The organism is Ruegeria sp. CDSB113, from assembly GCF_059611045.1.
On record NZ_JBXWOU010000001.1, the window covers coordinates 146858 to 169567 of the forward strand.

General features: G+C 56.7%; 29 protein-coding genes and 1 tRNA gene. 14 read left to right on the forward strand and 16 right to left on the reverse strand.

All coding sequences use genetic code 11. The features are described 5' to 3' along the window. Nucleotides 1-96 precede the first annotated feature (96 nt). Complete coding sequence (locus AC2FIS_RS00730) at nt 97-699, forward strand: riboflavin synthase (protein ID WP_496771618.1); 603 nt, start codon at nt 97-99, stop codon at nt 697-699. Here the strand turns inward: AC2FIS_RS00730 and AC2FIS_RS00735 are convergent. Beyond that, nucleotides 654-2033: a phosphatase PAP2 family protein gene (locus AC2FIS_RS00735; protein ID WP_496771619.1), complete on the reverse strand. Its 1380-nt coding sequence runs from the start codon at nt 2031-2033 to the stop codon at nt 654-656. The genes AC2FIS_RS00730 and AC2FIS_RS00735 overlap by 46 nt on opposite strands. Here AC2FIS_RS00735 and ribB point away from each other — a divergent pair. The 5 genes from ribB (at nt 2032) to AC2FIS_RS00760 (ending at nt 6062) form a co-directional block, all read left to right on the forward strand. Beyond that, nucleotides 2032-3153, forward strand: coding sequence for a 3,4-dihydroxy-2-butanone-4-phosphate synthase (gene ribB / locus AC2FIS_RS00740; protein WP_496771620.1), 1122 nt, complete (start codon nt 2032-2034; stop codon nt 3151-3153). The genes AC2FIS_RS00735 and ribB overlap by 2 nt on opposite strands. Nucleotides 3154-3155: 2 nt before the next feature. After that, nucleotides 3156-3707: a 6,7-dimethyl-8-ribityllumazine synthase gene (locus AC2FIS_RS00745; protein WP_496771621.1), complete on the forward strand. Its 552-nt coding sequence runs from the start codon at nt 3156-3158 to the stop codon at nt 3705-3707. Continuing rightward, nucleotides 3704-4186: a transcription antitermination factor NusB gene (nusB, locus tag AC2FIS_RS00750; protein WP_496771622.1), complete on the forward strand. Its 483-nt coding sequence runs from the start codon at nt 3704-3706 to the stop codon at nt 4184-4186. Before AC2FIS_RS00745 ends, nusB begins: the two co-directional genes overlap by 4 nt. Before the next feature lie 59 nt (nt 4187-4245). Further along, nucleotides 4246-4542 (forward strand): hypothetical protein, encoded by a 297-nt coding sequence (locus AC2FIS_RS00755; RefSeq protein WP_496771623.1) that lies wholly within the window; start codon nt 4246-4248, stop codon nt 4540-4542. A gap of 134 nt (nt 4543-4676) precedes the next feature. After that, nucleotides 4677-6062, forward strand: coding sequence for a PIG-L deacetylase family protein (locus AC2FIS_RS00760; RefSeq protein WP_496771624.1), 1386 nt, complete (start codon nt 4677-4679; stop codon nt 6060-6062). A 205-nt stretch (nt 6063-6267) separates the two neighbouring features. Here the strand turns inward: AC2FIS_RS00760 and AC2FIS_RS00765 are convergent, their stop codons facing one another. Then, nucleotides 6268-6693, reverse strand: a complete 426-nt coding sequence (locus AC2FIS_RS00765) for an SRPBCC family protein (protein ID WP_496771625.1) — start codon at nt 6691-6693, stop codon at nt 6268-6270. Further along, nucleotides 6690-7010 (reverse strand): ArsR/SmtB family transcription factor, encoded by a 321-nt coding sequence (locus AC2FIS_RS00770; protein WP_496771626.1) that lies wholly within the window; start codon nt 7008-7010, stop codon nt 6690-6692. Before AC2FIS_RS00770 ends, AC2FIS_RS00765 begins: the two co-directional genes overlap by 4 nt. Before the next feature lie 116 nt (nt 7011-7126). On the opposite strand from AC2FIS_RS00770, the gene AC2FIS_RS00775 reads away from it, so the two are divergent. Beyond that, complete coding sequence (locus AC2FIS_RS00775) at nt 7127-7558, forward strand: MmcB family DNA repair protein (RefSeq protein ID WP_058274815.1); 432 nt, start codon at nt 7127-7129, stop codon at nt 7556-7558. A 4-nt stretch (nt 7559-7562) separates the two neighbouring features. Here the strand turns inward: AC2FIS_RS00775 and AC2FIS_RS00780 are convergent, their stop codons facing one another. Then, nucleotides 7563-7751, reverse strand: a complete 189-nt coding sequence (locus tag AC2FIS_RS00780; protein ID WP_058274816.1) for a DUF6324 family protein — start codon at nt 7749-7751, stop codon at nt 7563-7565. A gap of 77 nt (nt 7752-7828) precedes the next feature. Between AC2FIS_RS00780 and AC2FIS_RS00785 the strand changes: the two genes are divergently transcribed. Together AC2FIS_RS00785 and AC2FIS_RS00790 are read left to right on the forward strand one after the other, a co-directional pair. Next, the gene (locus AC2FIS_RS00785; protein WP_496771627.1) at nt 7829-8311 is read left to right on the forward strand and encodes a GNAT family N-acetyltransferase; all 483 of its coding nucleotides are present in this window, start codon (nt 7829-7831) and stop codon (nt 8309-8311) included. 47 nt (nt 8312-8358) lie between these two features. Next, nucleotides 8359-8435, forward strand: a tRNA-His gene (locus tag AC2FIS_RS00790). A 105-nt stretch (nt 8436-8540) separates the two neighbouring features. On the opposite strand, the gene AC2FIS_RS00795 is transcribed toward AC2FIS_RS00790, so the two are convergent. From AC2FIS_RS00795 to secG, 11 genes are all read right to left on the reverse strand, one after another. Next, the gene (locus AC2FIS_RS00795) at nt 8541-9347 is read right to left on the reverse strand and encodes an ABC transporter permease (protein WP_109311985.1); all 807 of its coding nucleotides are present in this window, start codon (nt 9345-9347) and stop codon (nt 8541-8543) included. After that, the gene (locus tag AC2FIS_RS00800) at nt 9344-10231 is read right to left on the reverse strand and encodes an ABC transporter permease (protein ID WP_108858966.1); all 888 of its coding nucleotides are present in this window, start codon (nt 10229-10231) and stop codon (nt 9344-9346) included. Before AC2FIS_RS00800 ends, AC2FIS_RS00795 begins: the two co-directional genes overlap by 4 nt. Before the next feature lie 71 nt (nt 10232-10302). Beyond that, nucleotides 10303-11016 (reverse strand): transporter substrate-binding domain-containing protein, encoded by a 714-nt coding sequence (locus tag AC2FIS_RS00805; protein WP_496771628.1) that lies wholly within the window; start codon nt 11014-11016, stop codon nt 10303-10305. Nucleotides 11017-11047: 31 nt separating this feature from the next. Beyond that, nucleotides 11048-11824 carry an ABC transporter ATP-binding protein gene (locus AC2FIS_RS00810; protein WP_058274821.1) on the reverse strand — a complete coding sequence of 259 codons (777 nt, stop codon included), beginning with the start codon at nt 11822-11824 and terminating at the stop codon, nt 11048-11050. Between the two features lie 125 nt (nt 11825-11949). Then, nucleotides 11950-12702, reverse strand: coding sequence for a phosphate/phosphite/phosphonate ABC transporter substrate-binding protein (locus tag AC2FIS_RS00815; protein ID WP_496771629.1), 753 nt, complete (start codon nt 12700-12702; stop codon nt 11950-11952). Further along, nucleotides 12699-13136: a tellurite resistance TerB family protein gene (locus AC2FIS_RS00820; RefSeq protein ID WP_109311990.1), complete on the reverse strand. Its 438-nt coding sequence runs from the start codon at nt 13134-13136 to the stop codon at nt 12699-12701. The genes AC2FIS_RS00815 and AC2FIS_RS00820 overlap by 4 nt, the downstream gene beginning before the upstream one ends. A 20-nt stretch (nt 13137-13156) precedes the next feature. Next, on the reverse strand, nt 13157-13606 hold the full coding sequence (locus AC2FIS_RS00825; RefSeq protein WP_058276107.1) for a tellurite resistance TerB family protein: 450 nt from the start codon (nt 13604-13606) through the stop codon (nt 13157-13159). Between the two features lie 110 nt (nt 13607-13716). Continuing rightward, nucleotides 13717-14493 carry an isocitrate lyase/PEP mutase family protein gene (locus tag AC2FIS_RS00830; RefSeq protein WP_496771630.1) on the reverse strand — a complete coding sequence of 259 codons (777 nt, stop codon included), beginning with the start codon at nt 14491-14493 and terminating at the stop codon, nt 13717-13719. 160 nt (nt 14494-14653) lie between these two features. Beyond that, nucleotides 14654-15136, reverse strand: coding sequence for a bacterioferritin (locus AC2FIS_RS00835; protein ID WP_496771631.1), 483 nt, complete (start codon nt 15134-15136; stop codon nt 14654-14656). Nucleotides 15137-15258: 122 nt separating this feature from the next. After that, on the reverse strand, nt 15259-16902 hold the full coding sequence (gene pyrG / locus AC2FIS_RS00840; protein WP_058276105.1) for a CTP synthase: 1644 nt from the start codon (nt 16900-16902) through the stop codon (nt 15259-15261). A gap of 158 nt (nt 16903-17060) precedes the next feature. Beyond that, nucleotides 17061-17426 (reverse strand): preprotein translocase subunit SecG, encoded by a 366-nt coding sequence (gene secG, locus AC2FIS_RS00845; protein WP_113788737.1) that lies wholly within the window; start codon nt 17424-17426, stop codon nt 17061-17063. Between the two features lie 150 nt (nt 17427-17576). On the opposite strand from secG, the gene nthA reads away from it, so the two are divergent. The 5 genes from nthA to AC2FIS_RS00870 all read left to right on the forward strand — a co-directional run bounded on the left by nthA (nt 17577) and on the right by AC2FIS_RS00870 (nt 20949). Then, nucleotides 17577-18191 carry a nitrile hydratase subunit alpha gene (nthA, locus tag AC2FIS_RS00850; RefSeq protein ID WP_496771632.1) on the forward strand — a complete coding sequence of 205 codons (615 nt, stop codon included), beginning with the start codon at nt 17577-17579 and terminating at the stop codon, nt 18189-18191. Beyond that, nucleotides 18188-18865, forward strand: coding sequence for a nitrile hydratase subunit beta (nthB, locus tag AC2FIS_RS00855; RefSeq protein ID WP_496771633.1), 678 nt, complete (start codon nt 18188-18190; stop codon nt 18863-18865). Before nthA ends, nthB begins: the two co-directional genes overlap by 4 nt. Beyond that, nucleotides 18862-19197, forward strand: a complete 336-nt coding sequence (locus tag AC2FIS_RS00860) for a nitrile hydratase accessory protein (RefSeq protein ID WP_496771634.1) — start codon at nt 18862-18864, stop codon at nt 19195-19197. The genes nthB and AC2FIS_RS00860 overlap by 4 nt, the downstream gene beginning before the upstream one ends. A gap of 214 nt (nt 19198-19411) precedes the next feature. Continuing rightward, a complete protein-coding gene (locus AC2FIS_RS00865) occupies nt 19412-20707 on the forward strand; it encodes an adenylosuccinate synthase (RefSeq protein ID WP_496771635.1) in 1296 nt (431 codons plus the stop codon). Beyond that, nucleotides 20707-20949, forward strand: a complete 243-nt coding sequence (locus AC2FIS_RS00870) for a DUF2842 domain-containing protein (RefSeq protein WP_108858957.1) — start codon at nt 20707-20709, stop codon at nt 20947-20949. Before AC2FIS_RS00865 ends, AC2FIS_RS00870 begins: the two co-directional genes overlap by 1 nt. 73 nt (nt 20950-21022) lie before the next feature. Here AC2FIS_RS00870 and AC2FIS_RS00875 read toward each other — a convergent pair whose 3' ends face one another. Beyond that, a complete protein-coding gene (locus AC2FIS_RS00875) occupies nt 21023-22654 on the reverse strand; it encodes a hypothetical protein (RefSeq protein WP_496771636.1) in 1632 nt (543 codons plus the stop codon). Between the last annotated feature and the right edge of the window lie 56 nt (nt 22655-22710).

Here is a 22710-nt window from a genome sequence, read left to right on the forward strand (position 1 = left end):
CATCAATCCGGGCAAGGCAGGGCTTGCCCGCAGCGTTTCTTGGGCTTACCTCGGCGGTTACACATACGCACAGGTTATAAGCTAAGGGTGAAAGCAATGTTCACAGGGATCGTCACCGATATCGGAATTGTTACCGAGTTGGACCAGCAAGGGGATCTGCGCGCTCGGATCAAAACGGGCTATGACACTGCGGGTATTGATATTGGCGCATCCATCGCCAGTGACGGCGTCTGTCTGACTGTGATCGCCCTTGGGGATGATTGGTACGATGTGCAGATCAGCGCCGAGACCGTGTCGAAAACCAATCTGAACACATGGCAAGTTGGCAAACGCGTGAACCTTGAACGCGCCCTCAAGGTTGGGGACGAACTGGGTGGGCACATCGTTTCCGGTCATATCGACGGCGTGGCCGAGGTTGTTGCCCTGCAGGACGAAGGCGACAGCACCCGTGTAACGTTGCGCGCGCCCAAGGAATTGGCCCGCTTTGTCGCGCCCAAGGGATCAGTTGCGCTGAACGGAACCTCGCTGACGGTCAATGATGTCGATGGTTGCGATTTCGGGATCAATTTCATCCCCCACACCAAAGAGGTGACAACCTGGGGCGATGTCTCGGTCGGTGATCAGGTGAACCTCGAGATTGACACATTGGCGCGTTATGTCGCCAGGCTTGCTGATTGGAGCCCGACTGATCCCAAATAGAATTTTTCGGTCAGGATATTGGCGACATACCAGCAGACTAGCGCGACAAGCGCACCGAAGTATCCGTCAACTGCATAATGCCATGCCAGATGTACGGAGGCGATTTGGATTACTAGTGCAAAGACTGTGAACGCCCAGCCAAGCCAGCGTGAGTAGCGGAACGCAAAGAGTGCCATCAGGACACTGCTAGCGACATGCATACTGGGCATGGCGGATATCCCGCGGATCACGCCTTCGGTATTGTAGTTGGTCAAGAGAATTTTGTGTACATTAAGCGCCCAGACGGGACTGATCTCATTGAGCGATTCAAGCTTGTGCACCTGCTCTGAAAAGGTATCTCCAAATCCGAATGCTTCAAAATAGACTGGGCCGACAGAAGAAAACAGCGTGGCCAGCACATTGCCGCCAATGATAAATGTCAGAGCAAAAGCCACCAAATAGACCATGCCCCGTTCTGGATCGCGTCGGTCATATGCAGCTACGAAGGCCAGCAAGTAAATCAGAAGAAACCAAATGTGATATGCGACGTTTATCACCGTCGTGACAAAAGGATATCCAAACACGGGCCAGAGAAGGACCCACACATCGAAACCTCCATGCAGCATCCGATCCAGTTCGGCAAAAGTTGGATCCAAGAAAAATGGAACAAAATCTGAGATCAAATTCTTTAGCAGCGTAAACGTGTTTGCCAGCACTGCGAGTGCGACAAAGCATATAGTGCCATCAACCAACTTCACGTATCGTTGTAAGGAATTTCGAATGTCGACAATCATCCAGTGGATTGGTTTTTTGGGCTTTGCTCGGAAAATGGCGTAAATAAATCGCCACCCGACAAAAAAAGTGGCGAAAACACTAGTGAACTTGAGGATCATCAACAATGTTGTGCGCAGACTGTCCAAAAGCAATGCCCAATACGGAATGCCAATAGGCAAACTGAACACGGCGCCAGCGAACATGTGCAGAAATACGATTGAAAGAAATAGGCGGTTTCGCCAAAGTGCCGACCTTAGCCCGCACCCGGCTGCGGTGATACCTGCAGAAATTGCTCCGTAAGCCATTTGCGCCACTTTTTGAAATCCGGTTGATAAATTCCAACAAAAATACCTGAGGTATATTGGCGCGTAATGGGCGGTATTAAGGTTTTTTTGTGGCCGGCTAAAGTGCAACAAATTGGGATTTGATTTGTTGACCTTGATCGAGAGATAAAATGTCGGCCAATAAAGGTTGGAGAGCAGGTTGTCAGGCAGTATGTCGCTGCCGTTTGTGGTCTGGCATTTGGCGCCCGGTTGGTCTATCCAGCCGTCCAGACACGCTCTTGCGAAAGGCTGCCCCATGAGCTTTGAAACCCCCGGTCCGGTCGAGGCCCAGCTGCGCGACGCGATCAGTCCGATCGAAGATATCATCGAAGAGGCGCGCAAGGGCCGGATGTATATTCTGGTCGATCATGAAGATCGCGAGAACGAGGGTGATCTGGTCATCGCGGCCGAGTTTGCGGATGCCGAGGCGATCAACTTTATGGCCACCCATGGGCGCGGGTTGATCTGCCTGTCGATGACGGCGGAGCGCGTCGAAGCGCTTGGCCTGCCGATGATGGCCGTGAACAACTCATCCCGTCACGAAACCGCGTTCACCGTGTCCATCGAGGCGCGCGAAGGCGTATCAACCGGCATCTCGGCAGCAGATCGCGCGCTGACCGTTGAAACAGCAATCAACGAACAGAACACGATGGCGCAAATCGCGACACCGGGTCATATCTTTCCGCTGCGCGCCAAGCGGGGCGGGGTGCTGGTGCGCGCCGGTCATACAGAGGCGGCGGTCGATATCTCTCGGCTTGCCGGGTTGAACCCCTCAGGCGTGATCTGCGAGATCATGAAGCCCGACGGCACCATGGCGCGCCTGCCTGATCTGGTCGCGTTCGCCAAAGAGCACAACATGAAGATCGGTACGATCAGCGATCTGATCACCTATCGCTCGCGAAACGACAATCTGGTCGTCGAAACCTCACGCAGGTCGGTGACGTCGGAATATGGCGGCGAATGGGAAATGCGCCTGTTCGCGGATCAGACACATGGCATCGAGCATGTCGTCATGATCAAGGGTGACATCACCACGCCCGAGCCGGTTTTGACCCGAACCCATGCGTTGCATGAAGCCCCCGATGTTCTGGGCCTGGGGCCAAAATCGCCGCAGGAACTGCCGCGTGCAATGGAAAAGATCGCCGCCGAAGGACGTGGCGTGGTTTGCCTGTTTCGTGAGCCGCGCAATGCGCTTTACGCAACCGATGACGAAGGCCCGCGCACCATCAAGCAAACCGGTCTTGGGGCGCAGATCCTGTCCAAGCTGGGCATCCAGGAACTGGTGTTGCTGACCGATACACCGGAAACGAAATATCTAGGGCTCGACGCGTTTGGAATCTCCATCGTCGGAACCCGTTCCATTCTCAAGGATGATTGATCGTGGCTGAACAAGACAAACACGGCGTATTGCCAACGCCGACATTCGACAAGCCTGTGAAACTTTTGATTGTGGTGGCGCCTTTCTATCGGGCCATTGCCGACAATCTGGTTTCTGGTGCCAAGGCCGAGATCGAAGCCGCTGGCGGAACATGCGAAGTTGTTGAAGTTCCAGGCGCGCTGGAAATCCCGACCGCCATCGCCATGGCGGATCGCCAGTGCAACTATGATGGCTACGTGGCGCTAGGCTGTGTCATTCGTGGCGAGACCACGCACTATGAAACGGTGTGCAACGACTCGAGTCGGGCGATCCAGTTGATGGGTCTGCAGGGTCTTCTTATTGGAAATGGCATCCTGACGGTCGAAAATGACGATCAGGCAGAAGTCCGCGCAAATCCTAAAATGATGAATAAAGGTGGTGGTGCAGCTGCTGCGGCCTTGCATCTGATTGCACTCAGCCGTAAGTGGGGCTCTTCCAAAAAGGGCGTCGGGTTCAAGCCGCCGTCCGAGTCCATCCTTGTGGCGGGCGACAACAACGGACCCACAACAGCATGACCCAGACAGACGCGCCGAAACCGGCCAACCAGAAACGCCTGATGAAATCCGCTGCCCGGCTTTATGCCGTGCAGGCGCTGTTCCAGATGGAGCAATCGGGGCAGACGACGGAAGCAGTCGTGAATGAGTTTCTGGACCATCGGTTTGGCGCTGTCTATGAGGGCGAGGAAATGCTGGACGGCGATATCCGCGTGTTCCGCAAACTGGTTGAAGACGCGGTGAATTATCAGGCACCGATTGACCAGATGACCGACCGCGCTTTGGTCGCCAAATGGCCCATCGCGCGCATTGACCCGACCCTGCGCGCCACATTCCGTGCAGCCGGGGCCGAACTGACGCAAGCTGACACGCCGCCCAAGGTTGTGATCACCGAATTCGTCGACGTGGCGCGTGCCTTTTTCCCCGAAGGAAAAGAACCGAAATTCGTCAACGCGGTGCTGGACCACATGGCGCGTGAGGCCCAGCCCGAGGCGTTCTGACGCCTTTACCGCGAACGGACATGCGCTACACTGAACATCCATGCGCAAGGAGGTCCGTCATGCCCAAACTGATCCGACTTTACATTACGCAGGTCGTCTGGGGATTTGTGATTTCGGCCATGTTTGTTGGGGTTCTGTTGGCACTCAATGTCGCCAACCTGCGCGGCTTGATCGCGGGTTCGGAAATTGGTTTGATCGCGCTGCTAATGATCTGGTTCATGAATGGGATTGTTTTTGCCGGGGTTCAGTTCGGCTATGCGATCATGAGCATGGCAGAAAAGCCCAAAGGCCCGCGCCGTGGGACGCCTGTGGCTACTAGCTTCCAACCTGTGACCGTCCCGGTCGACAAGACTTGAGATTGCACTCGCCCACTGATCAAAGCGCCGTCGATTTGATTCAGTCGCTTGTGGCGCAAACTGCTTGAATATCCCGGTATGTTGCCATCTGATGCCGATCAACGACATCTACTGGCAGTAAAAGAGCAACTCTTGTGAACACTCCCACTTATGAAGAGGTTATCGCGTCCCCGGGTTTTCGCGAAGATCTTGAATCCCTTAATGCCGCCATCGCCGATGGGTTGACGCGGGCAGGCGAGCCGGTCGCAATAAATGGGAACGTTTGCTACGACCATATGCAGCAGGACTTCCATCAAAAGGATCTGTCTCCTGGGATGGAGCCCAAAAGGCGTGCTCTTCACCAGATGGCGCAGGGCAGTTCGTGCTTTGCAGAAGTGGGCGTTGCCGGAGGCCATGCTGCTTTGCTGGCCCTTCATTCCAATCCGTCTTTGTCGTTTATCGGAATTGATCTTGGTCAGCGGCTGCGAGCGTCATGGCCGCCTGTAGATGTCTATGTTCCCGTTGTTTTCAAATGGTTCGAAGATAGGTTTCCTGGACGCGTGAGGTTTTACTTGTCGGACGCCATTGATGGCCTGCGTCAGGCAGCGACTGAATGCCCATTCGGTCCAATAGACTTGCTGCATCTGGATGCGATGAAGAAAGGCAGAATCTCCGAGCTTGAGGCCGCGTGGCCCGGTTTGGCCGGACGATGCTATTTGATGCAGGGGGACAACAAGAACGGTCATGTGAAGGCCAGTTCCGATCAGCTGATTGCGCAATCGCGCGCGCGACGGGTCGCTTCGTCGAGTTTTCAGAACGTTGCAAACGCCAAATTTGACGTGTTGGAGACCGGACCGGATGTTGCTGCGGGTAAGGTTAGCCTGGCAAGCCTCAAGGATGATCGGATCTTGCTGTGCGTCTGCCATCAGGATGATGAAACGCTGTTTTGCGGTTCCACCCTGTCACACCTGAAAGGTCGGGCGGACGTGACTATTGTCAGTTTCTTTCGGCCCGCGCCGAACCGCAAGGACAGTGATACGCGCGAGGCGGCGATGCAACGGGTATGCGATACTCTCGGAGCCCAGAGAATTCAGTTCCCATTCGCGGTTGAGCCGGATCATCGCAGGTTGCGACGCTTTATCCAGATGCCCTCAGCACCTGAGCAGAATGCGCCTGAACTTTTGCGCCCTCTGCATCGTCATCCACTGTTCAACCTGTTGGAGGGGTCGGCTTATGCCCTTATGCAGCAGCACAAGCCGTCGACAATCATCACCCACAACCACGTGGGAGAATACGGTCATATCGAACATGTTCTGCTGCATCACGCGGTCTCGCAGGCGGCCAAAAGGTATCAGGGCGCGCGTGTTTTGAATTTTGGTGTCGGTCTGCCCGATGCGGACCTTGTTGTGCCGTCCTGGCCCGAGCAGAAGAACCGGCTTTATGACGAATACTTACCTCAGTGGGATGGTCGCCGAATGTATGACTTTGCGCTGTCAGACGAAGCCTTTGTAAGCCACAGTGTTTCGGACGTTCAGGGGTAGGCAAATGTGGCGGGACCACCAGTCAACCGTGCGGTGTGATTCCCGAGGACCTGTATGTACAGGTGGGCGCCAGGTAATCAGGCCAGGACCTGAACAGAGCCAGCCCCCTCGGAATTGCTTAAGGCCACCAGAATGCTACCAATCACAAGAAGGGCAGAACCCGCCACGGGCCTAAGTAGGGGTTGCGGCGGGTTTGCACAAGGGGTCAGGCGTCAACAGTTTCGTGCAGGGCGCTGCGCATCTTGCCCAAATGTTCGTCCCAACCGTCATCGAGTGCGAGGATCAGGCCAAAGGCGTCTGCGCCTTGCGGCAGCCCTTCGTGAACCAAGCCCAGCCGGGTACCGCCCGGTACTGGGTCCAGCGTCCATTTTACGACGCTAACGGCGTCTCCCATGGGTTTGATGGTGAATGTATATTCCAAATATTCGGGCGGACGTGCAGCGCGTACCTCACCCCATATCAGAAGATCGCCGCTGGATGTGCCGAACATCTCAAGCTTTTGACCCGCGGCAAGCGGTTGTTCGGGTTTGTGAAACCACTCCGCCAATCGGGCGGGCTCAGTCAAATAGGCCCATACGGTTTCCGGCGTTGCCCTCAGGAAAATCTGCTTTTGCAGAACTGCATTCGTCATTTCTTATTCCTTTCAATAGCTTCCTTCAGATTATTCAGGCGATCATCCCAGAACTGGTCAAAATAACTGAACCAGTCGAGGATGGGGGCTAATCCGTTCGGCTCCAGCCTGTTAATGCGCTCGCGTCCACGCGCCTCGACGGTGATGAGGCCGCCGTCGGAAAGGACGGTCAGGTGCTTTTTGACCGCTGCACGGGTCATATCGAACTGATCGGTCAGCTGAGCGATCGTCATGTCGCCAGAGGCAAGGATTTTGACGATCTCCCGTCGGGTCGGGTCCGCAAGGGCGCGGAACGCGTTTTGAATTTGCGTCTGCATTGGTCACCTCAATAGTGATACCATTTGGTATTGCAATTTATGAGATACCAGATGGTATCATGTCAAGAGTCTTTCTGGCGCTTGATTTTTGTTCACGAATTGTTCACATTTCAGGAATGACACTGGATTTACAGCCCGGACAAAAACTGGCCCGTGGGGTTTCGCGCCACTTGTTGGCGCATGGCTTTGTATCTGTTGAGGAATTTGTCCCCACCCGCGGTTTGCGCGTCGACGTCATGGGATTGGGCCCCAAGGGGGAACTGTGGGTGATCGAGTGCAAATCCAGCCGCGCAGATTATCTGACGGATTCCAAATGGCAGGGGTATCTGGATTGGTGTGATCGCTTTTTCTGGGCCGTGGATACCGATTTCCCAACCGATCTGTTGCCCGAGGAAACCGGGCTGATCATCGCAGATGCATATGACGCCGAAATTATCCGAATGGCACCGGAAGATAAGCTGGCACCTGCGCGGCGCAAGAAGATGATTCAGAAGTTTGCAACAGATACAGCCCGCAGATTGCAGGCATTGCGTGATCCAAGAATTTGAACTGTCAGTCTTTTACGATCCGGGCAGCTTGCACGGCGGCGAGGATTTCATCCGCGATTTCTTCCGCTTCTTCAGGTTCGAAATCCATCGGAATTTCGACGCCGTCGGCCTCGATGAACAGGCGCACCATGCCATGGTCGGTCGGGCCGATCTGAAGGTTTGCCTGAATGTCACGTTCGGTGTTGATGCCCATTTGCGCCTCCGGGACTGAGCGTTCCTGCTAGCGCGCAAAGGGTTGAGAATCAAGCCGCCTTTGAGGTCAGGTAAGGTATGAATGATATTCTGATCAGACCATTCCGGCCAGATGATGCGCCCTGGTTGGTAGAACAGCACGGTCGCCTCTATCAGCTAGACGATGGGTTTAATGTCACTTTCGCGCCCCTCGTTGAACGGATTCTGGCGGAATTCGTTGACGCGCACGATCCGACGCGAGAGAGGGGGTGGATCGCGGAGCAGGATGGTGCGCGCCTTGGCAGTATCTTTTGTGTCGCGCTGAACGACCACACCGCAAAATTGAGGTTGTTTCTGTTGATGCCAGAGGCCCGTGGACAGGGCTTGGGTAAACGCATGCTCAACACTTGCATGGGGTTCGCCCGCGATTCTGGTTATCGTGATATGGTCTTGTGGACCCATGAAAGCCATCGGGCAGCTTGTGCACTTTACAGGGCTTCCGGATGGCAATTAACCGGCAGCAAAAAGGTTCATTCCTTTGGCTGCGATCTTGTCGAACAAAGCTGGGAAATTCGTCTTTAATTCTCTTGCATTCCCTGCGCGTGTTCGGTACATCGCCCCTCACGAGTGCCGCCTTAGCTCAGTTGGTTAGAGCGCTGGATTGTGGATCCAGAGGTCGCCGGTTCGAATCCAGCAGGCGGTACCATTTTCCCTTATTCATAACGCTTTCTCGGTACTTTCCTGAGATTCTTGGCAAGAAAAAACCGGGCCAAAAACAAGCCCGGCTGCCGAATTGTTTGGTTGCCTAGACTTAGCGCGCCAGGTTCAGACGGAACCTCATCTTGGCCTTTCTAGCCGCTGGTAAGTGGCGGTTCAGCCGTTTGTTGATCAGCCCAAAAATACCAACAACCACCAGTGTTAGCAGGATGAAGTAGAAGGCCAGAATCGGGTAGGGAATGAACGGATTGAACGTCTTGTCGGCGAAATAGCTGGCGTAATACAGCGCGTCGCCACGCTGTTGCCAGGCGGGGAAGGCCGAAAAGAAGACCAGCGTGGTGGCGTGAAACAGGAAGATTGCTTCGTTCGTGTAGGCAGGCCAAGCCAGACGCAGCATGGTGGGCCAGATGATCCGACGGAACCGTGACCAGCCCGACATGCCATAGGCATCAGCGGCCTCGATATCACCCTTGGGGATCGAGCGCAGCGCGCCATAGAAGATCTCACCGGTATAGGCGGCGGTGTTCAGGAACAGAACGATCAACGCCCCCAGCCATGCCGATGTCAGGGCGTCGAACATGGGATAGGACTTCTTCAGTGACAGGAAGAAGAAGTAGGCAAAAAAGAACTGGATGAACAGCGGCGAGCCGCGGAAGATAAAGATGAACCACTCGGACGGTTTGCGCAGCCACTTGTTGGTGGATGCTTTGCCCATTGCCACGGCGGTTGCCAGAAAAAACCCGGTGACCAATGCCATGATGCCGAAATAGATATTCCAGATCATGCCTGAACCGATCAGGGTGAATTGCTCGCACAGGGTAAAATCGTTGCGCGGCAGTAGCCGCTCACCAAGGCCCAGGGAACGCAGGCCGTAATCCTGGATGGTCTGGATGCAGCTCATGCGGTGGTCTCCTTGCGCAGAAGCTCTCCGCCTGATGTGGCCTGTCCGTGGGACAGGCGGCGCATCAGCTTTTCAAGCCCGATTTCCGAGACGCGGGTCATGCCGAGGTAGAAGATCAGCAGAGCCAGAAAGTACCACATGCGCCAGTCACCATGGGGGTATTGGGTGAATTTCGTGGTCTTGGTCCCGCCCAATTCGCGGGCCCAATAGACGATGTCTTCGATGCCCAGTAGGAACAGCAGTGGGGTGGCTTTGATCAGCACCATCCACAGGTTCGACAGACCGGGCAAGGCGTAAACCCACATTTGCGGCACGAGGATGCGCCAGAATGTCTGGCTGGGGGACAGACCATATGCAGCTGCTGTTTCCAGCTGCGCATGGGGAACCGCCCGCATTCCGCCAAACAGCACGTTGGCCGCAAAAGCTCCGAAAACGATCGAGAAGGTGATCACCGCGAGGAAGAAACCATAGGTTTCATGCACAAATTCCGGCGCGGTGCTGAGCGGTAGTTTTGCCGACTGGCAAACGATGAAGTCGTTGCCCTGGCGGATCGGGTCCGGCCAATCGGGGCAAAGGATCTTATGGCGCGTCCATTCAAAAGCCTGATCCAGGGCGATCACGAAGAACATGAAGAAGGCGATGTCCGGCACACCCCGTACAATCGCGATATAGCCCTTGCCCAGCCAGCTGACGGGGGGGATATGCGAGCGGGCGGCCATGGCACCAACGAACCCGAAACTCAACGCTACGGGCGCTGTGACGGCCAGCAACAGCAGGACCTTCAGGAACGACAGGTAGAACGACCAGTGCACGCCGTTGGTGAGGTAGCAGGAAAACCAGCGGAACGTGCCCAGCGTATCGGGATCAGTGCAAAACGAGAAAATGGCGGGCCTCTTGAGGTGCTAAGGCTCAGGGGCGGCGCGCCCCGGTATTGGGGCGCGCAACCTGATTCAGATCAGAAGGTCGAGGACACTTCCCATTTGGAGATCAGCTCGTTCAGGCTGCCGTCGTCCTTCATGGATTGGATGGCAGTGTTGAGCTTTTCTTTCAGATCACCGTCCGACTCGCGCACACCGATGCCGACACCACCGCCCAGCGGGACATCTTCGGCGACAAAGCGCAGGTCCGCGTCTTCATCTGCAATAGGTGCAAGGAAAGACTTATCGGCCAGAACGGCGTCAGCTTCGCCATTGCGCACGGCTGCGATGGTTTCTTCGGGGCTCGCGAACTCGACCAGAGTTGCACCGGATTCAGCAATGTAACCGGCCTGAATGGTGCCGGTCTGTGCCGCAACAACGCCGTTCGCGACATCTACGTCGTCGGAGGTTGCAACATAAGCCGACGGATCTGGTGGCGTATAGTTCTGAGTAAAATCAATTACTTCGTCGCGCTCGTCAGTGATCGACATGCCCGCGATGATGACGTCATAGTTGCCCGACACCAGGTTCGGAATGATCGAATCCCAGTCGTTCTTGACCCATTCGCATTCCAGATTTGCGCGCTTGCACAGCTCGTCACCCAGCTCACGCTCGAAACCGTCGATCTCGCCGGCGTCATTGATGAAGTTCCACGGAGGGTAGGCGCCTTCGGTGCCCATGCGGACCGTATCGGCCATGGCCATACCGGCGCTCAGCGCCAGTGCTGCTGTGGTCAGAATCAGGTTTTTCATTGTTACTCCCCTTTTTGGTTCTGTCCTGAATTTATGCCGCCATGGTGGCGGAGAGAAAACCCTGAAGTCGCGTGGATTCAGGGGTCGTAAAGATGTCTTCCGGCAGGCCTTCTTCTTCGATGAGGCCTTGATGCAGGAACACCACATGGCTTGAGATATCGGCAGCCATTTTCATATCGTGTGTCACGATGATCATGGTGCGGCCTTCGGCGGCCAGATCCTTGATCACTTTGATCACTTCCTGTTCCAGTTCGGGGTCCAGCGCCGATGTGGGCTCGTCGAACAGCAGGGCCTGAGGCTCCATGCACAGGCCGCGCGCAATCGCGGCGCGTTGCTGCTGACCGCCTGACAGTTGCGCGGGATATGCATCGCATTTGTCGCCGATGCCGACCTTTTCCAGATACCTACGGGCGCTGTCTTCAGCCTCGGCCTTGTCGCGGCCCATGACGGTCACGGGGGCCTCCATCACGTTTTGCAGGATGGTCATATGGGCCCACAGATTGAACTGCTGAAACACCATCGACAGGTTTGTGCGAATGCGCAGGACCTGTTTGGGATCGGCGGGACGGCGGTTATGTGCGTTGCCAGTCCAGCGGACAGGTTCGCCCTTGAACAGAATCTCGCCCTCTTGGCTGTCTTCCAACAGGTTGCAGCAGCGCAGAAGCGTCGATTTGCCAGAACCGGACGAACCGATGAGTGAGACGACATCACCGCGTCTGGCGGTGATATCCACCCCTTTCAATACCTCAAGATTGCCAAAGCTCTTGTGTAGGTTCTTGATCTCGATGACCGGAGTGGAATCTGTCACGGGTGGTCCATCTGCTATTGGTGTTGGTGCGGTACTAGGGCTGAAATTTCAGAGCAATGCAATGCGCAAATGACACGGAACGGGCCACAAACTGTCAAAATGACCAGACGTTCTGACCAAAGTGGTCACGGATCGATCAATTTGGCAGCCTCTGGGGACGGGTCGGGAACGGCAAGGTAATGCTCGGCTGGAATGTCGATCAGACCACGCAAGTGCAGCATCTTTTGGTCGGCGGGGGAAAGATCGTTGATGGCTGCACGAACCGCCTTTGCAATCTGGGGCGCATCCTGACCATTGGCCGTGATGTAGGGCAGGGCGGGCGAAGGTTCGGTTGCTGCGACCTCGCGAAGCTCAGCCCCCAAATTCGAGTGTTCCTTGAGTAATTCCCACGTAAGCGCATCCAGCGCGGCATAATCCGCGCGGCCTTCCGCAACAGCGGCTGCCGAAAGGGCATGACCGCCAGTTTCCAACACGGAACTTGGAAGACGGCTGTGACGTGACAGATGAACCATGGGCGCGGCCCAACCGGACTGAGAAAGCGCTTCATTGTAAGCAAAGGTGCCGTTGGCAAGCTGGTCCAGATCGCGGGTATCGTCTTTTCGGGCCACGATAACGGACTGGTAGTACCCTGGCGGACAGCCTGCCAAACCGTAGTCCGGCGTACCAACAAGCCGAACTATACCGTGCAATCTGGTGCGGTAAGGCATGCCGCAGGTTTGGGAGAAAACAAGGTCGGGGCTATGCCAGACGTCCCAAACGTCGGCGCCGCGTGTCAAATGTGAGGGACCAAAACCAAGATGCGCCCGAATCAAAGACCAGAACCGATCATTGGCTGGTTGCAGCGCGGGCATGTCATACATGCCCAGCATTGCAATCACGATTTGGCTGCCTTTTGCCGGGCCAGGGCGGAATCGACGTCGCTGACACCCAGCAGGCTGACCACCAGACGCAGCAGCGAATCTTCTTCGCCGGTACGATGCCCATCGGCCAGTGCGACTGACCACATCGCCTGAACTACGGCCAGACGATCTTCGTAAGCGACAGCCTCCTTGATCGCGCGGGTAAAGCGGACGGTATCGGGGGCTTCGGCTTCTAGATCTTCGGCGCTGGCGCGAAGGGCTGCGGCCTCAAAAGGGGACAGGCCATAGCGTTCCGCCGATATCCGGTCGATTCGTGCCATTTCCGTGTCGGCATAGTCGTTGTCGGATCTGGCGATGCGCACCAGAAGGGCCGTTAGGGCCAAACGGGCGTCGTTATCGGCAAGTGGGTCGGGCTGCGGCTGCGTGAGCCGGGACAGAAAATCGCTGAACATGAATTGGTTATAGAAGCGGACTACTTCTGTTCCAAGCGCGTTTGTACCCGTTCATGCGCTTCTTGGCTGTCTTTAAAGCTCAGGCCCATGGCAATGCGGGCTTCTTCGACGATCTTCATTTCGCCTTCGTCCGAATTGCCATCGGCCAGAACGACCTCCCACAAAGCGTCCAGCGCGGCCAGACGTTCCTGCAGGTCGGTTGTTTCGCGGATCAACTTGCCGAATGTATCGGTGTCTGGCGCGGCGGCGTGCAATTTTTCGCAGGTGGCGCGGACTTTGGCGGCCTCGATCGCGTTGTGCTGATAGAGCCGCGCCAGAATACGGTCGATCAGGCTGATTTCTTCCAGCTTGTAATCCCGATCCGCCTGCGCCACGCGCACCATCAAAGCACCCAAGGCCAGTTCGGCGTCAGGATCGGGCAAATGGTCGTGCTGTGGCGGACGAAACGCCTGAAGGAATTTTTTCAACATGCCGCGAGGTTATTCCATATTTTGTGGCCCGCCAAGCGCTGACTACCCGTCATAGCCGTGAATGGTCACAACTTTGCCGGTATCCGCTTGTATCGGTATCTACCCGCCGGCTAGGCGCCTGACTGCAGCGCCTGTTTCGCTTGTTCCTGCAGCCAGCCCAGCATCTTCCGGTACGGCACAGGCCCATAACTGATCCGAGCGACGCCCAGTGACGCAAGCGTCGCGGTATCCGGGGTCCCTGGCAGGGCAATGATATTCACAGGTAGATCAGTCGATTCGCAAAGCCGGGCGATCATGTCCTCATCCTTGAGGCCGGGAGCAAAGAATCCGTTGGCACCCGCGTCGGCATAGGCTTTGGCGCGGGCCATTGTATCGTCGAGCATCGCCTCGTCATGCGTTTCCGGCGCAGCCTTCAGGAAGATGTCCGTTCTGGCGTTGATAAAAACAGGGATGCCAGCGACGTCGCACCCTTCGCGCATCGCACCAACGCGAGCCGCCTGGGTTTCGATGTCGTACAGGTCTTTGGTGCCGACAATCTGGTCTTCGAAGTTGAAGCCGACGACACCTGTTTCAAGTGCACTTTGGACATTGGCGATGATTCCCACCGCGTCCTCGGCATAGGCCCCCTCGAAATCCAAAGAAACAGGAAGGTCTACGGCGCTGACGATTCGGCCGGCGTTGTCCAAAGCGACATCCAGCGGGATGTTCTGGCCGTCGCCAAACCCCTGCGCCATTGCAACGGGTGCGCTGCCGGTCGCCAATGCCATGGCGCCTGCATCCCGCACGGCACCGGCGCTGCCAGCGTCCCAGATGTTAAAAAGGATGACCGGATCGCCCTTTTTGTGCAGGGCCGCAAAGGTTTCTGCGTTTTGGATTTGATCGGTCATTTGGGCCTCTCCTGTCATCATTTGCCCAACACTAACCACGTGGAACTGTGCGCGAGTAGTATTTTTTGGCCCCACGCCGTCACTTTGCGGTGACGAAAGAAAATGGGCCAACATTTGTTGGCCCGAATTCTGCGATATGGTGAGATTAGTTGAAGAGGATTTAGTCTTGGCCGGCAGTGCCTGATACGTATCTGGCGCTGAACGCCGACTCGCCTAGCCGCTTGAGAAGAGACAACTCGGTCTCCAGCCATGCTTTGTGGCCTTCTTCCTCCAGCAAAATTCGTTCAAACAATGTTCGGGTTCCCACGTCGCCGGCCTCGGCCGCCTGTGCTGCGGCTTGGGTGTAGAAATCGATGGCTTCCATTTCATCCTTCAGGTCCGCGGTAAACATCTCTTCCAGGTCGTCCGCCGCTTTTGGGTTTTTCTGAAGCTCAAGCTGTGGCTTAGCGCCAAGGAAAAGAATGCGTTCGATATAGGCATCAGAATGCCCCAGTTCTTCCTGCATTTCGCCGCGCATTTTTTCGGCAAGAATGTCCAAGCCCCAGTCATTCAGCACATGCGCATGCAACTGGTACTGATGCGCAGCTGTCATTTCCATGTGAAGCGCTTGTTGGAGGTTTGTTATCGTTGTCGCATTGCTCATCGGAATACTCCTGAATCTTTGAACTGCATCAAATTACGCGGCACGCGGGCCTGCTTGTTCAAATAGTTAGGAGGTTACACCCCACAAAACAATGCGGGGTGACAGTCCGACACAGATAGCTCTTAAACGAGGCGAGAGGTGTCTTTCGCTGCGCGCACAAAGTCGCGGAACAGCGGATGCGGTTCAAATGGTTTGGATTTCAGTTCCGGATGGTACTGAACGCCGATGAACCAAGGGTGGTCAGACCATTCGACGATTTCGGGCAGACGACCATCAGGCGACATGCCCGAGAAGTTCAGGCCAGCCTTTTCCAGCTTGTCGCGATACTTGATATCCACCTCATAGCGGTGGCGGTGGCGTTCTTCGATATTGGTGCCGCCGTACACCTCTGCCACTTTTGAGCCATCGGCCAGTACCGCGTCATAGGCGCCCAAACGCATGGTGCCGCCTTTATCGTCACCGACCTTGCGTTCGACCTTGTGGTTGCCTTGCACCCATTCTTTCAGGTGGTAAACAACAGGCTCAAAACGTTTTTTGCCCGCTTCGTGGTCAAACTCTTCCGAGCCCGCTTCGGTAATGCCAGCGGCATTGCGGGCTGCTTCGATCACAGCCATCTGCATACCAAGGCAGATTCCCAGATAGGGCACTTTGTGTTCGCGCGCGTATTGCGCGGCTTTGATCTTGCCTTCAGTGCCGCGTTCGCCAAATCCACCAGGAACGAGGATCGCGTGGAATCCTTCCAGATGCGGGGCTGCGTCTTCGGTATCAAACACCTCGGCATCGACCCATTCGACCTTGACGCGAACCCGGTTGGCCATACCGCCATGGGTCAGCGCCTCGGCAATCGACTTATAGGCGTCTTCAAGCTGCGTGTATTTGCCGACGATGGCGACTTTGACTTCGCCTTCGGCATTGTGGATGCGGTCACTGACATCTTCCCATTTCGTTAGATCAGGCTTGGGGGCAGGGCTGATCTGGAACGCATCCAGAACCGCCTGATCCAGACCTTCGCGATGATAGGCCAGCGGGGCGTCATAAATGGTCGACAGATCCTGTGCCGCGATCACGCTGTCCGGGCGCACGTTGCAGAACAACGCCAGCTTTTCGCGCTCTTTGACCGGGATGGGACCCTCGGAGCGACAGACGAGAATGTCAGGCGCCAGACCGATCGAGCGCAGTTCTTTCACCGAGTGCTGGGTCGGCTTGGTTTTCAATTCGCCTGAGGCCTTGATGTAAGGCAGCAAGGTCAAGTGCATGAACAGGCATTGGCCGCGCGGCTTGTCCTGGCTGAACTGACGGATGGCTTCAAAGAAGGGCAGGCCTTCGATATCGCCGACGGTGCCGCCAATCTCGCACAGCATGAAATCGACCTCATCCTCACCGATCGAGATGAAGTCTTTGATCTCATTGGTGACGTGCGGAATCACCTGAATGGTCTTGCCCAGATAGTCGCCGCGGCGCTCTTTCTCGAGCACGTTGGAATAAATCCGACCCGAGCTGACCGAGTCGGTCTTGCGCGCCGCGACACCAGTGAAACGTTCGTAGTGACCAAGATCCAGATCGGTTTCGGCCCCGTCATCGGTCACGAACACTTCGCCATGCTCGAACGGCGACATCGTGCCGGGGTCAACGTTCAGATAGGGGTCCAGCTTGCGCAGACGCACCGAATACCCTCGGGCCTGCAACAGCGCGCCCAAAGCCGCCGAAGCCAGTCCTTTACCCAAAGACGAAACCACACCACCAGTGATGAAAATAAAACGCGCCATGTTTTCGGCTGCTCCCGTGAGACGTCAAAATCAGCTGCCCGACGGTTCCGAAAAACCGCTGCACCACGGGACTTCACATATAAAGGATTCGCGCCAATAGCGCAAGAGAACCGCAAGATGCTGTTGCAGTTCTCTTTCAGGTTTCTAGGTTTTGTGGATCAGTTGGCTTGTGGGATCAGCGGCGCGTTGTCGCCATCTGCCGGAGGCAGCAGATCGTCAGCCGACGGAACCGCAGGTGTGCTTTCCTCGGTCGGTGCCGGGGCCGGAACGCCCAAACGGTCGATCACCGAACTGCCCGAGGATTTCTGTGCAGCCAAAATTGTCAGCGTGATTGATGTCACGATGAAACAAGCGGCCAGGATCCACGTCACCTTGCCCAAAGCGGTTGCCGCCGAGCGACCAGCCATTGCACCGCCGCCACCGCCGCCCATGCCAAGGCCACCGCCTTCGGACCGCTGCATCAGAACGACGGCGATCAGGCCCAGAGCCAAGAGGAGGTGGATAATGAGAACGACGTTTTCCATGGTGTTCCTGTACAGCGTGGCGTGTATCGCGTGGTACTTATGCAAGTTTTCCAGCGGGGGCAAGGGAGGAGTTGGCATCAAGAACGGTGATGTTTCAGATCACGGCAAAGGGACTGGACAGCATGGCCGCACCTCGCGCAGGCTGCGGCCATGCCACATGATGATCACGACCACCCGCACACCCTTTTGCCCCCTGATCCTGCGCTGCGGGTAAAGGCGCTGGAAACGATTCTGACTCGCAAGGGGCTGATCGATCCGGCGGCGCTAGATGAAATTATTGATACCTATCAGAATAAGATCGGCCCGCAGAACGGCGCGCGGGTTGTTGCCAAAGCCTGGACCGACCCGGACTTTAAAGCCGCGTTGCTGAAAGATGCCACGTCGGTTGTCGCCGATCTGGGTTATTACGGGCGTCAGGGCGAACATATGGTTGTCGTCGCAAACACGCCCGAGCAGCACAACATGGTCGTGTGCACCCTGTGCAGTTGTTACCCGTGGCCGCTGCTTGGTATTCCGCCGGGTTGGTACAAATCCGATGCCTACCGGGCGCGGGCTGTGCGTGAGCCGCGCAAGGTTCTGGCTGAGTTCGGGGTGACCCTGCCCAAGACGTCCTCGGTTCGCGTTTGGGATTCGACGGCCGAGGTGCGGTACCTTGTGCTTCCGATGCGGCCAGAAGACACGGACGGCCTAGGGGAAGATGAATTGGCGGCGCTTGTCACCCGCGACAGCATGATCGGAACCGGCCTGCCTAAGGTGTCGTCATGACCAGAGCACACGACATGGGAGGGCGGTTCGGCGATGGAGCTGTGCGTCCTGAACCCGATGATGCCCCGGTTTTTGCTGAAGACTGGCATGCGCGGGCATTGGCAATCACGCTGGCTGCTGGATCGCTGGGGCAATGGAACATTGATATCTCACGTCACGCACGCGAGAGGCTCTCACCAAAGGATTACACGCGATTTTCTTATTATGAGAAATGGATTTCAGCCCTGACGGACCTGCTTGTCGAAAGCGGCGTGCTGACCGAAGAAGACCTACGTGCCGAGGCAGACAAAGAAGAACACCCGCTGGCGGGCCGTAAGATGAAGGCCGAAGCGGTTGCTGGTGTGCTGGCCAGTGGTGGTCCTGCGGATCGGCCCTCGAACGTGCCGGTAGAATTCAAACCGGGGCAAGAGGTTGTGACCGCTCGTCAGTCCGCCAATCGCCTCGTCGATGGCGGGCATACCCGCTTGCCTATGTACGCCACCGGGGCGAAGGGTCGCGTCCTTTTGGTGCATGGAACGCATGTGTTGCCGGACTCAAGTGCCCATAAATTGGGCGATGCCCCTGAGCCGCTGTACGCCGTGGTCTTCTCTGCATCCGAACTTTGGGCGAGCCCTGAACACCCGCAGGATGAAGTGGTTCTGGATCTCTGGCAAAGCTATCTGGAACCCGCATGAGTGGATGCATAACGCATACATCCCCTGAGCCGGTTTTTGCAGAGCCGTGGCACGCGCAGGTCTTTGCTGTGACGGTCGCACTGAACGAGGCCGGACTGTTCGATTGGCCGGATTGGGCTGCGCGCATCTCAGCCACTTTGAAACGGAACGGTTTGGATCGTGAACTGAATGGCGGGGACGATTATTTTACCGCGTGGCTGGAAACGCTCGAGGTGCTGTTGGCCGAGCAGGGGTCCGCAGCCCCAGATGATATCAGCCAATTGCGCGACAAGTGGGAAGAGGCCTATCTGACAACGCCCCACGGACAGCCTGTGCGACTGACCAAGGGATAGGGGGCTCTGCCCCCGCCACCCATGCCGGGCGACTCCCCCGGGATATTTCTGGCCAGATGAAGCAGGGGATCCGTTTCTTCATCTGGCCAGAAATATCCCCGCCAGAGGCATCGTGCGCAGCACGATCTTTGCATGCGTCGAATTACCGGTTTCCCTGTCGCTTTCCCCCCGCTATACGAGCCGAGTTTGATAACTCAGCGCAAAAGGACCGGATATGGCCAATGTGGTTGTTGTCGGCGCCCAGTGGGGTGACGAAGGAAAAGGCAAGATCGTCGACTGGCTCAGTGAGCGGGCAGACGTGATTGCGCGTTTTCAGGGTGGCCATAACGCCGGTCATACGCTGGTCATCGACGGAGAGGTCTACAAGCTGCACGCGTTGCCGTCGGGTGTTGTGCGTGGCGGCAAGCTGAGTGTCATAGGCAACGGCGTCGTATTGGATCCTTGGCATCTGATCAAAGAGATCGGAACCATTCGGGCGCAGGGCGTTGAAATCTCGCCTGAGACGCTGATGATTGCCGAAAACACACCTTTGATTTTGCCGATCCATGGCGAGTTGGATCGTGCGCGGGAAGAGGCAGCGAGCAAAGGCACCAAGATCGGGACAACCGGGCGGGGCATCGGCCCGGCCTACGAAGACAAGGTTGGTCGTCGCTCTGTCCGTGTCGCTGATTTGGCGGATGAGGCGACGCTTGAAGCACGTGTCGACCGTGCGTTGCAGCATCATGACCCGCTGCGTAAAGGGTTGGGGATCGAGCCAGTTGATCGTGATGCCCTGATCGCTCAGCTGAAAGAGATTGCACAGCAAATTCTGCCCTTCGCGGCCCCTGTCTGGAAAGTGCTGAACGAAAAGCGCAAGGCTGGCAAACGCATCCTGTTCGAAGGTGCACAAGGCGCTTTGTTGGATATTGACTTCGGAACCTACCCGTTCGTGACTTCGTCAAACGTTATTGCCGGGCAGGCTGCGACAGGTGTGGGTATCGGTCCGGGCTCCATCGACTTCGTTCTGGGCATCGTCAAGGCTTACACAACCCGTGTGGGCGAGGGTCCGTTCCCGACAGAGCTGGAAGACGATGATGGTCAGCGCCTTGGTGAGCGCGGGCACGAGTTCGGGACGACCACAGGCCGCAAACGTCGTTGTGGTTGGTTCGATGCCTGCCTGGTGCGCCAAACATGCGCGACCAGCGGTGTGAACGGTATCTCGTTGACCAAGCTGGACGTTTTGGACGGATTCGAAACCCTGAAAATCTGCGTTGGCTATGAATTGGATGGCGAACGTCTGGACTATCTTCCGACCGCCGCCGACCAACAGGGGCGCTGCAAGCCGATTTACGAAGAGGTGCCGGGTTGGAGCGAATCCACCGAAGGCGCGCGCAGCTGGGCGGATCTGCCGGCCAATGCAATCAAATACGTGCGCCGGGTCGAAGAGCTGATCGATTGCCCCGTCGCCCTTTTGTCCACCAGCCCGGAGCGGGATGACACCATACTGGTGACAGACCCGTTTGCAGACTGATGGCCGAGAAACAGAAACAAGGCCTCAGCTATAAGGCGCGTCGCCGCTGGTCTCTGGCGCTTTTGCTCATTGGATTGCCGCTCTATATCGTGGCGGTGGTAACAGTTGTGAACTGGCTTGATCGCCCGCCGATCTGGCTTGAGTTACTGGTCTATGTCGGTCTGGGCATCGTGTGGGCCTTGCCCTTCAAGTTCGTGTTCAAAGGCGTTGGGCAAGCAGACCCGGATCAGTCGCAAGACTGAGAGGGCGCTTCTTTTCCCGAAAAAAAAGGGGCCGATGATTGCATCGGTCCCTTTTTCTTTTGATTATTTAAGTTCAGCCTGCGGCGCGCTCATCATCAGGACGGAACCCGATTTGCGTTGATGCAGCGAAGCGACCTCCACCGGCTTTTTCGATCTTGCCGTCCCGAAGCAATTGACCGAACGAGCGCAAGCTTTCTTCGCGGTTGAAGTCGTCCTGCTTGAGCGAGCGGATCTTATTCATCAGCTGCGGGCGCGAGAATTGTTCCTGACCTTCGATGAACGACAGGTAAGCGGCGGCAGCCTCCAACAGGTCGGGCAGCGATTGTGCGCCTTGTTCCTGTGCAAACAGGGCAAAACCACCTTCTTCGTTGGAATCGCCTGCTTCGTCTTCTGATTTGGACGTAACGCGGCGCGGGGTCACCGGACCGGCATCCTGTTCCCTTGCGTCGACACGCTGTTCCGCAACCAGTTTCAGCGGCGACGAGGTGTCCGACTGCGGGCGCATGCTGGTGACCTGAATCTCGGGGCGGCGCGGGCTGACGACCGAGGTCAGATCGCCGCGATATCCGCTTTCCTCGGACTCTTCTTGCTGGGGCCGGTCCTCGCGCTCCGCTTCGGTTGCGGCGACTGCGGTGCGCAGATGCGAATAGGTTTCGCGCTGCGTGCTGGTCGCCGGGTCATCCATCTGGCTGTCGGCCTTGTCCATCAGGCGGGACAAATCCTGATCCAGGGCGGTATCGTTCGGGGATTGACCGTCCATTGCGGCCTCAACCTTCGAGATCTCGCTTAGAACATTGGCCTCATCCTCGGCGGTCAGATAACCCTCTTGGGTCTCTGCGGCATCGTCGATCTGATCCTCTTCGATCTCTTCGCTCAGGATATTGCCGGGCTCATCGGTTTCAGCCGTTTCCTCAAGATCGGTGAACAGCGCCGAGGGCGTGGGCGCCTCTTCCTCGTGTTCGTAGTCGGCGTCCTGCTGCATCGAGAATGGCTGCACGGGTTCTACCGGTTCTTCCGTTGCTTCGGCTTCTGCCACTGGCTCTGCCGCGGCAGGGGTATCCTCAATTTCTTCCGCCTCAAAGGCCGGTGCCATGGGTTCAACAGCTGCTTCGGGCTTGTCCGTTTCGGCAAGGTCCGATGAATCGAGCGAACCCATCTCAAACGCGGCGGCGACCGCATCCATGGGGGCTGCTGGCTGATTACCCAGGCTTGTGTCCTCGTCTTCAGTATAAATCACCGAGTTTTCTTCGGAATGCGAAACGACGGCGCGGATGCGCTGCAGTTTCGCGGCAATGCTGTCCGCGGCCGGGGCAGGTGCGCTTTCAACCGGCTCGGCATCAGCAAAGAACGACTCGGCCCCTTGTGCAGGGGGGGTGGCGCTGGGGCTCATCACTTGGGGGTCTGCTTGTGCAGCGGTTGGAACCACAGCAGGGGTTGGCTTTGCAGCCTGCTGGGTCGCGCGCAGCAACAGGCCGGAATCGCTCTGGCTGGCTTCTACATGTTTTGCAGCGTCACGCTGTGCGATCCGGGTCAGCATTTCTGCGTCAGGCTGTGGGGGTTCAGAACCAAAATACCGATCATCGGCGGAAAGATCACGGAAGTACTCTGCGATTGCCTTCATCGTTTCGAATGAATCGTCGAATCCTTCCAAAGTGCAGGAGAAGGTTCCATAAGAAACGGTCAATACCTTGTTGTTCTGTACCATCAGACGCACGTCCTCTACAAACTACGAGAGCCAACCACCTTATGCAGGCACACCTA

Coding starts and splice junctions, on each gene's coding strand:
- AC2FIS_RS00730 (WP_496771618.1), top strand. CDS start 97: ATGTTCACAGGGATCGTCACCGATATCGGAATTGTTACCGAGTTGGAC.
- ribB (WP_496771620.1), top strand. CDS start 2,032: ATGAGCTTTGAAACCCCCGGTCCGGTCGAGGCCCAGCTGCGCGACGCG.
- AC2FIS_RS00735 (WP_496771619.1), bottom strand. CDS start 2,033: ATGGGGCAGCCTTTCGCAAGAGCGTGTCTGGACGGCTGGATAGACCAA.
- nusB (WP_496771622.1), top strand. CDS start 3,704: ATGACCCAGACAGACGCGCCGAAACCGGCCAACCAGAAACGCCTGATG.
- AC2FIS_RS00755 (WP_496771623.1), top strand. CDS start 4,246: ATGCCCAAACTGATCCGACTTTACATTACGCAGGTCGTCTGGGGATTT.
- AC2FIS_RS00765 (WP_496771625.1), bottom strand. CDS start 6,693: ATGACGAATGCAGTTCTGCAAAAGCAGATTTTCCTGAGGGCAACGCCG.
- AC2FIS_RS00770 (WP_496771626.1), bottom strand. CDS start 7,010: ATGCAGACGCAAATTCAAAACGCGTTCCGCGCCCTTGCGGACCCGACC.
- AC2FIS_RS00775 (WP_058274815.1), top strand. CDS start 7,127: ATGACACTGGATTTACAGCCCGGACAAAAACTGGCCCGTGGGGTTTCG.
- AC2FIS_RS00780 (WP_058274816.1), bottom strand. CDS start 7,751: ATGGGCATCAACACCGAACGTGACATTCAGGCAAACCTTCAGATCGGC.
- AC2FIS_RS00785 (WP_496771627.1), top strand. CDS start 7,829: ATGAATGATATTCTGATCAGACCATTCCGGCCAGATGATGCGCCCTGG.
- AC2FIS_RS00795 (WP_109311985.1), bottom strand. CDS start 9,347: ATGAGCTGCATCCAGACCATCCAGGATTACGGCCTGCGTTCCCTGGGC.
- AC2FIS_RS00805 (WP_496771628.1), bottom strand. CDS start 11,016: ATGAAAAACCTGATTCTGACCACAGCAGCACTGGCGCTGAGCGCCGGT.
- AC2FIS_RS00820 (WP_109311990.1), bottom strand. CDS start 13,136: ATGTTCAGCGATTTTCTGTCCCGGCTCACGCAGCCGCAGCCCGACCCA.
- AC2FIS_RS00825 (WP_058276107.1), bottom strand. CDS start 13,606: ATGTTGAAAAAATTCCTTCAGGCGTTTCGTCCGCCACAGCACGACCAT.
- AC2FIS_RS00830 (WP_496771630.1), bottom strand. CDS start 14,493: ATGACCGATCAAATCCAAAACGCAGAAACCTTTGCGGCCCTGCACAAA.
- AC2FIS_RS00835 (WP_496771631.1), bottom strand. CDS start 15,136: ATGAGCAATGCGACAACGATAACAAACCTCCAACAAGCGCTTCACATG.
- pyrG (WP_058276105.1), bottom strand. CDS start 16,902: ATGGCGCGTTTTATTTTCATCACTGGTGGTGTGGTTTCGTCTTTGGGT.
- secG (WP_113788737.1), bottom strand. CDS start 17,426: ATGGAAAACGTCGTTCTCATTATCCACCTCCTCTTGGCTCTGGGCCTG.
- nthA (WP_496771632.1), top strand. CDS start 17,577: ATGCCACATGATGATCACGACCACCCGCACACCCTTTTGCCCCCTGAT.
- nthB (WP_496771633.1), top strand. CDS start 18,188: ATGACCAGAGCACACGACATGGGAGGGCGGTTCGGCGATGGAGCTGTG.
- AC2FIS_RS00860 (WP_496771634.1), top strand. CDS start 18,862: ATGAGTGGATGCATAACGCATACATCCCCTGAGCCGGTTTTTGCAGAG.
- AC2FIS_RS00865 (WP_496771635.1), top strand. CDS start 19,412: ATGGCCAATGTGGTTGTTGTCGGCGCCCAGTGGGGTGACGAAGGAAAA.
- AC2FIS_RS00870 (WP_108858957.1), top strand. CDS start 20,707: ATGGCCGAGAAACAGAAACAAGGCCTCAGCTATAAGGCGCGTCGCCGC.
- AC2FIS_RS00875 (WP_496771636.1), bottom strand. CDS start 22,654: ATGGTACAGAACAACAAGGTATTGACCGTTTCTTATGGAACCTTCTCC.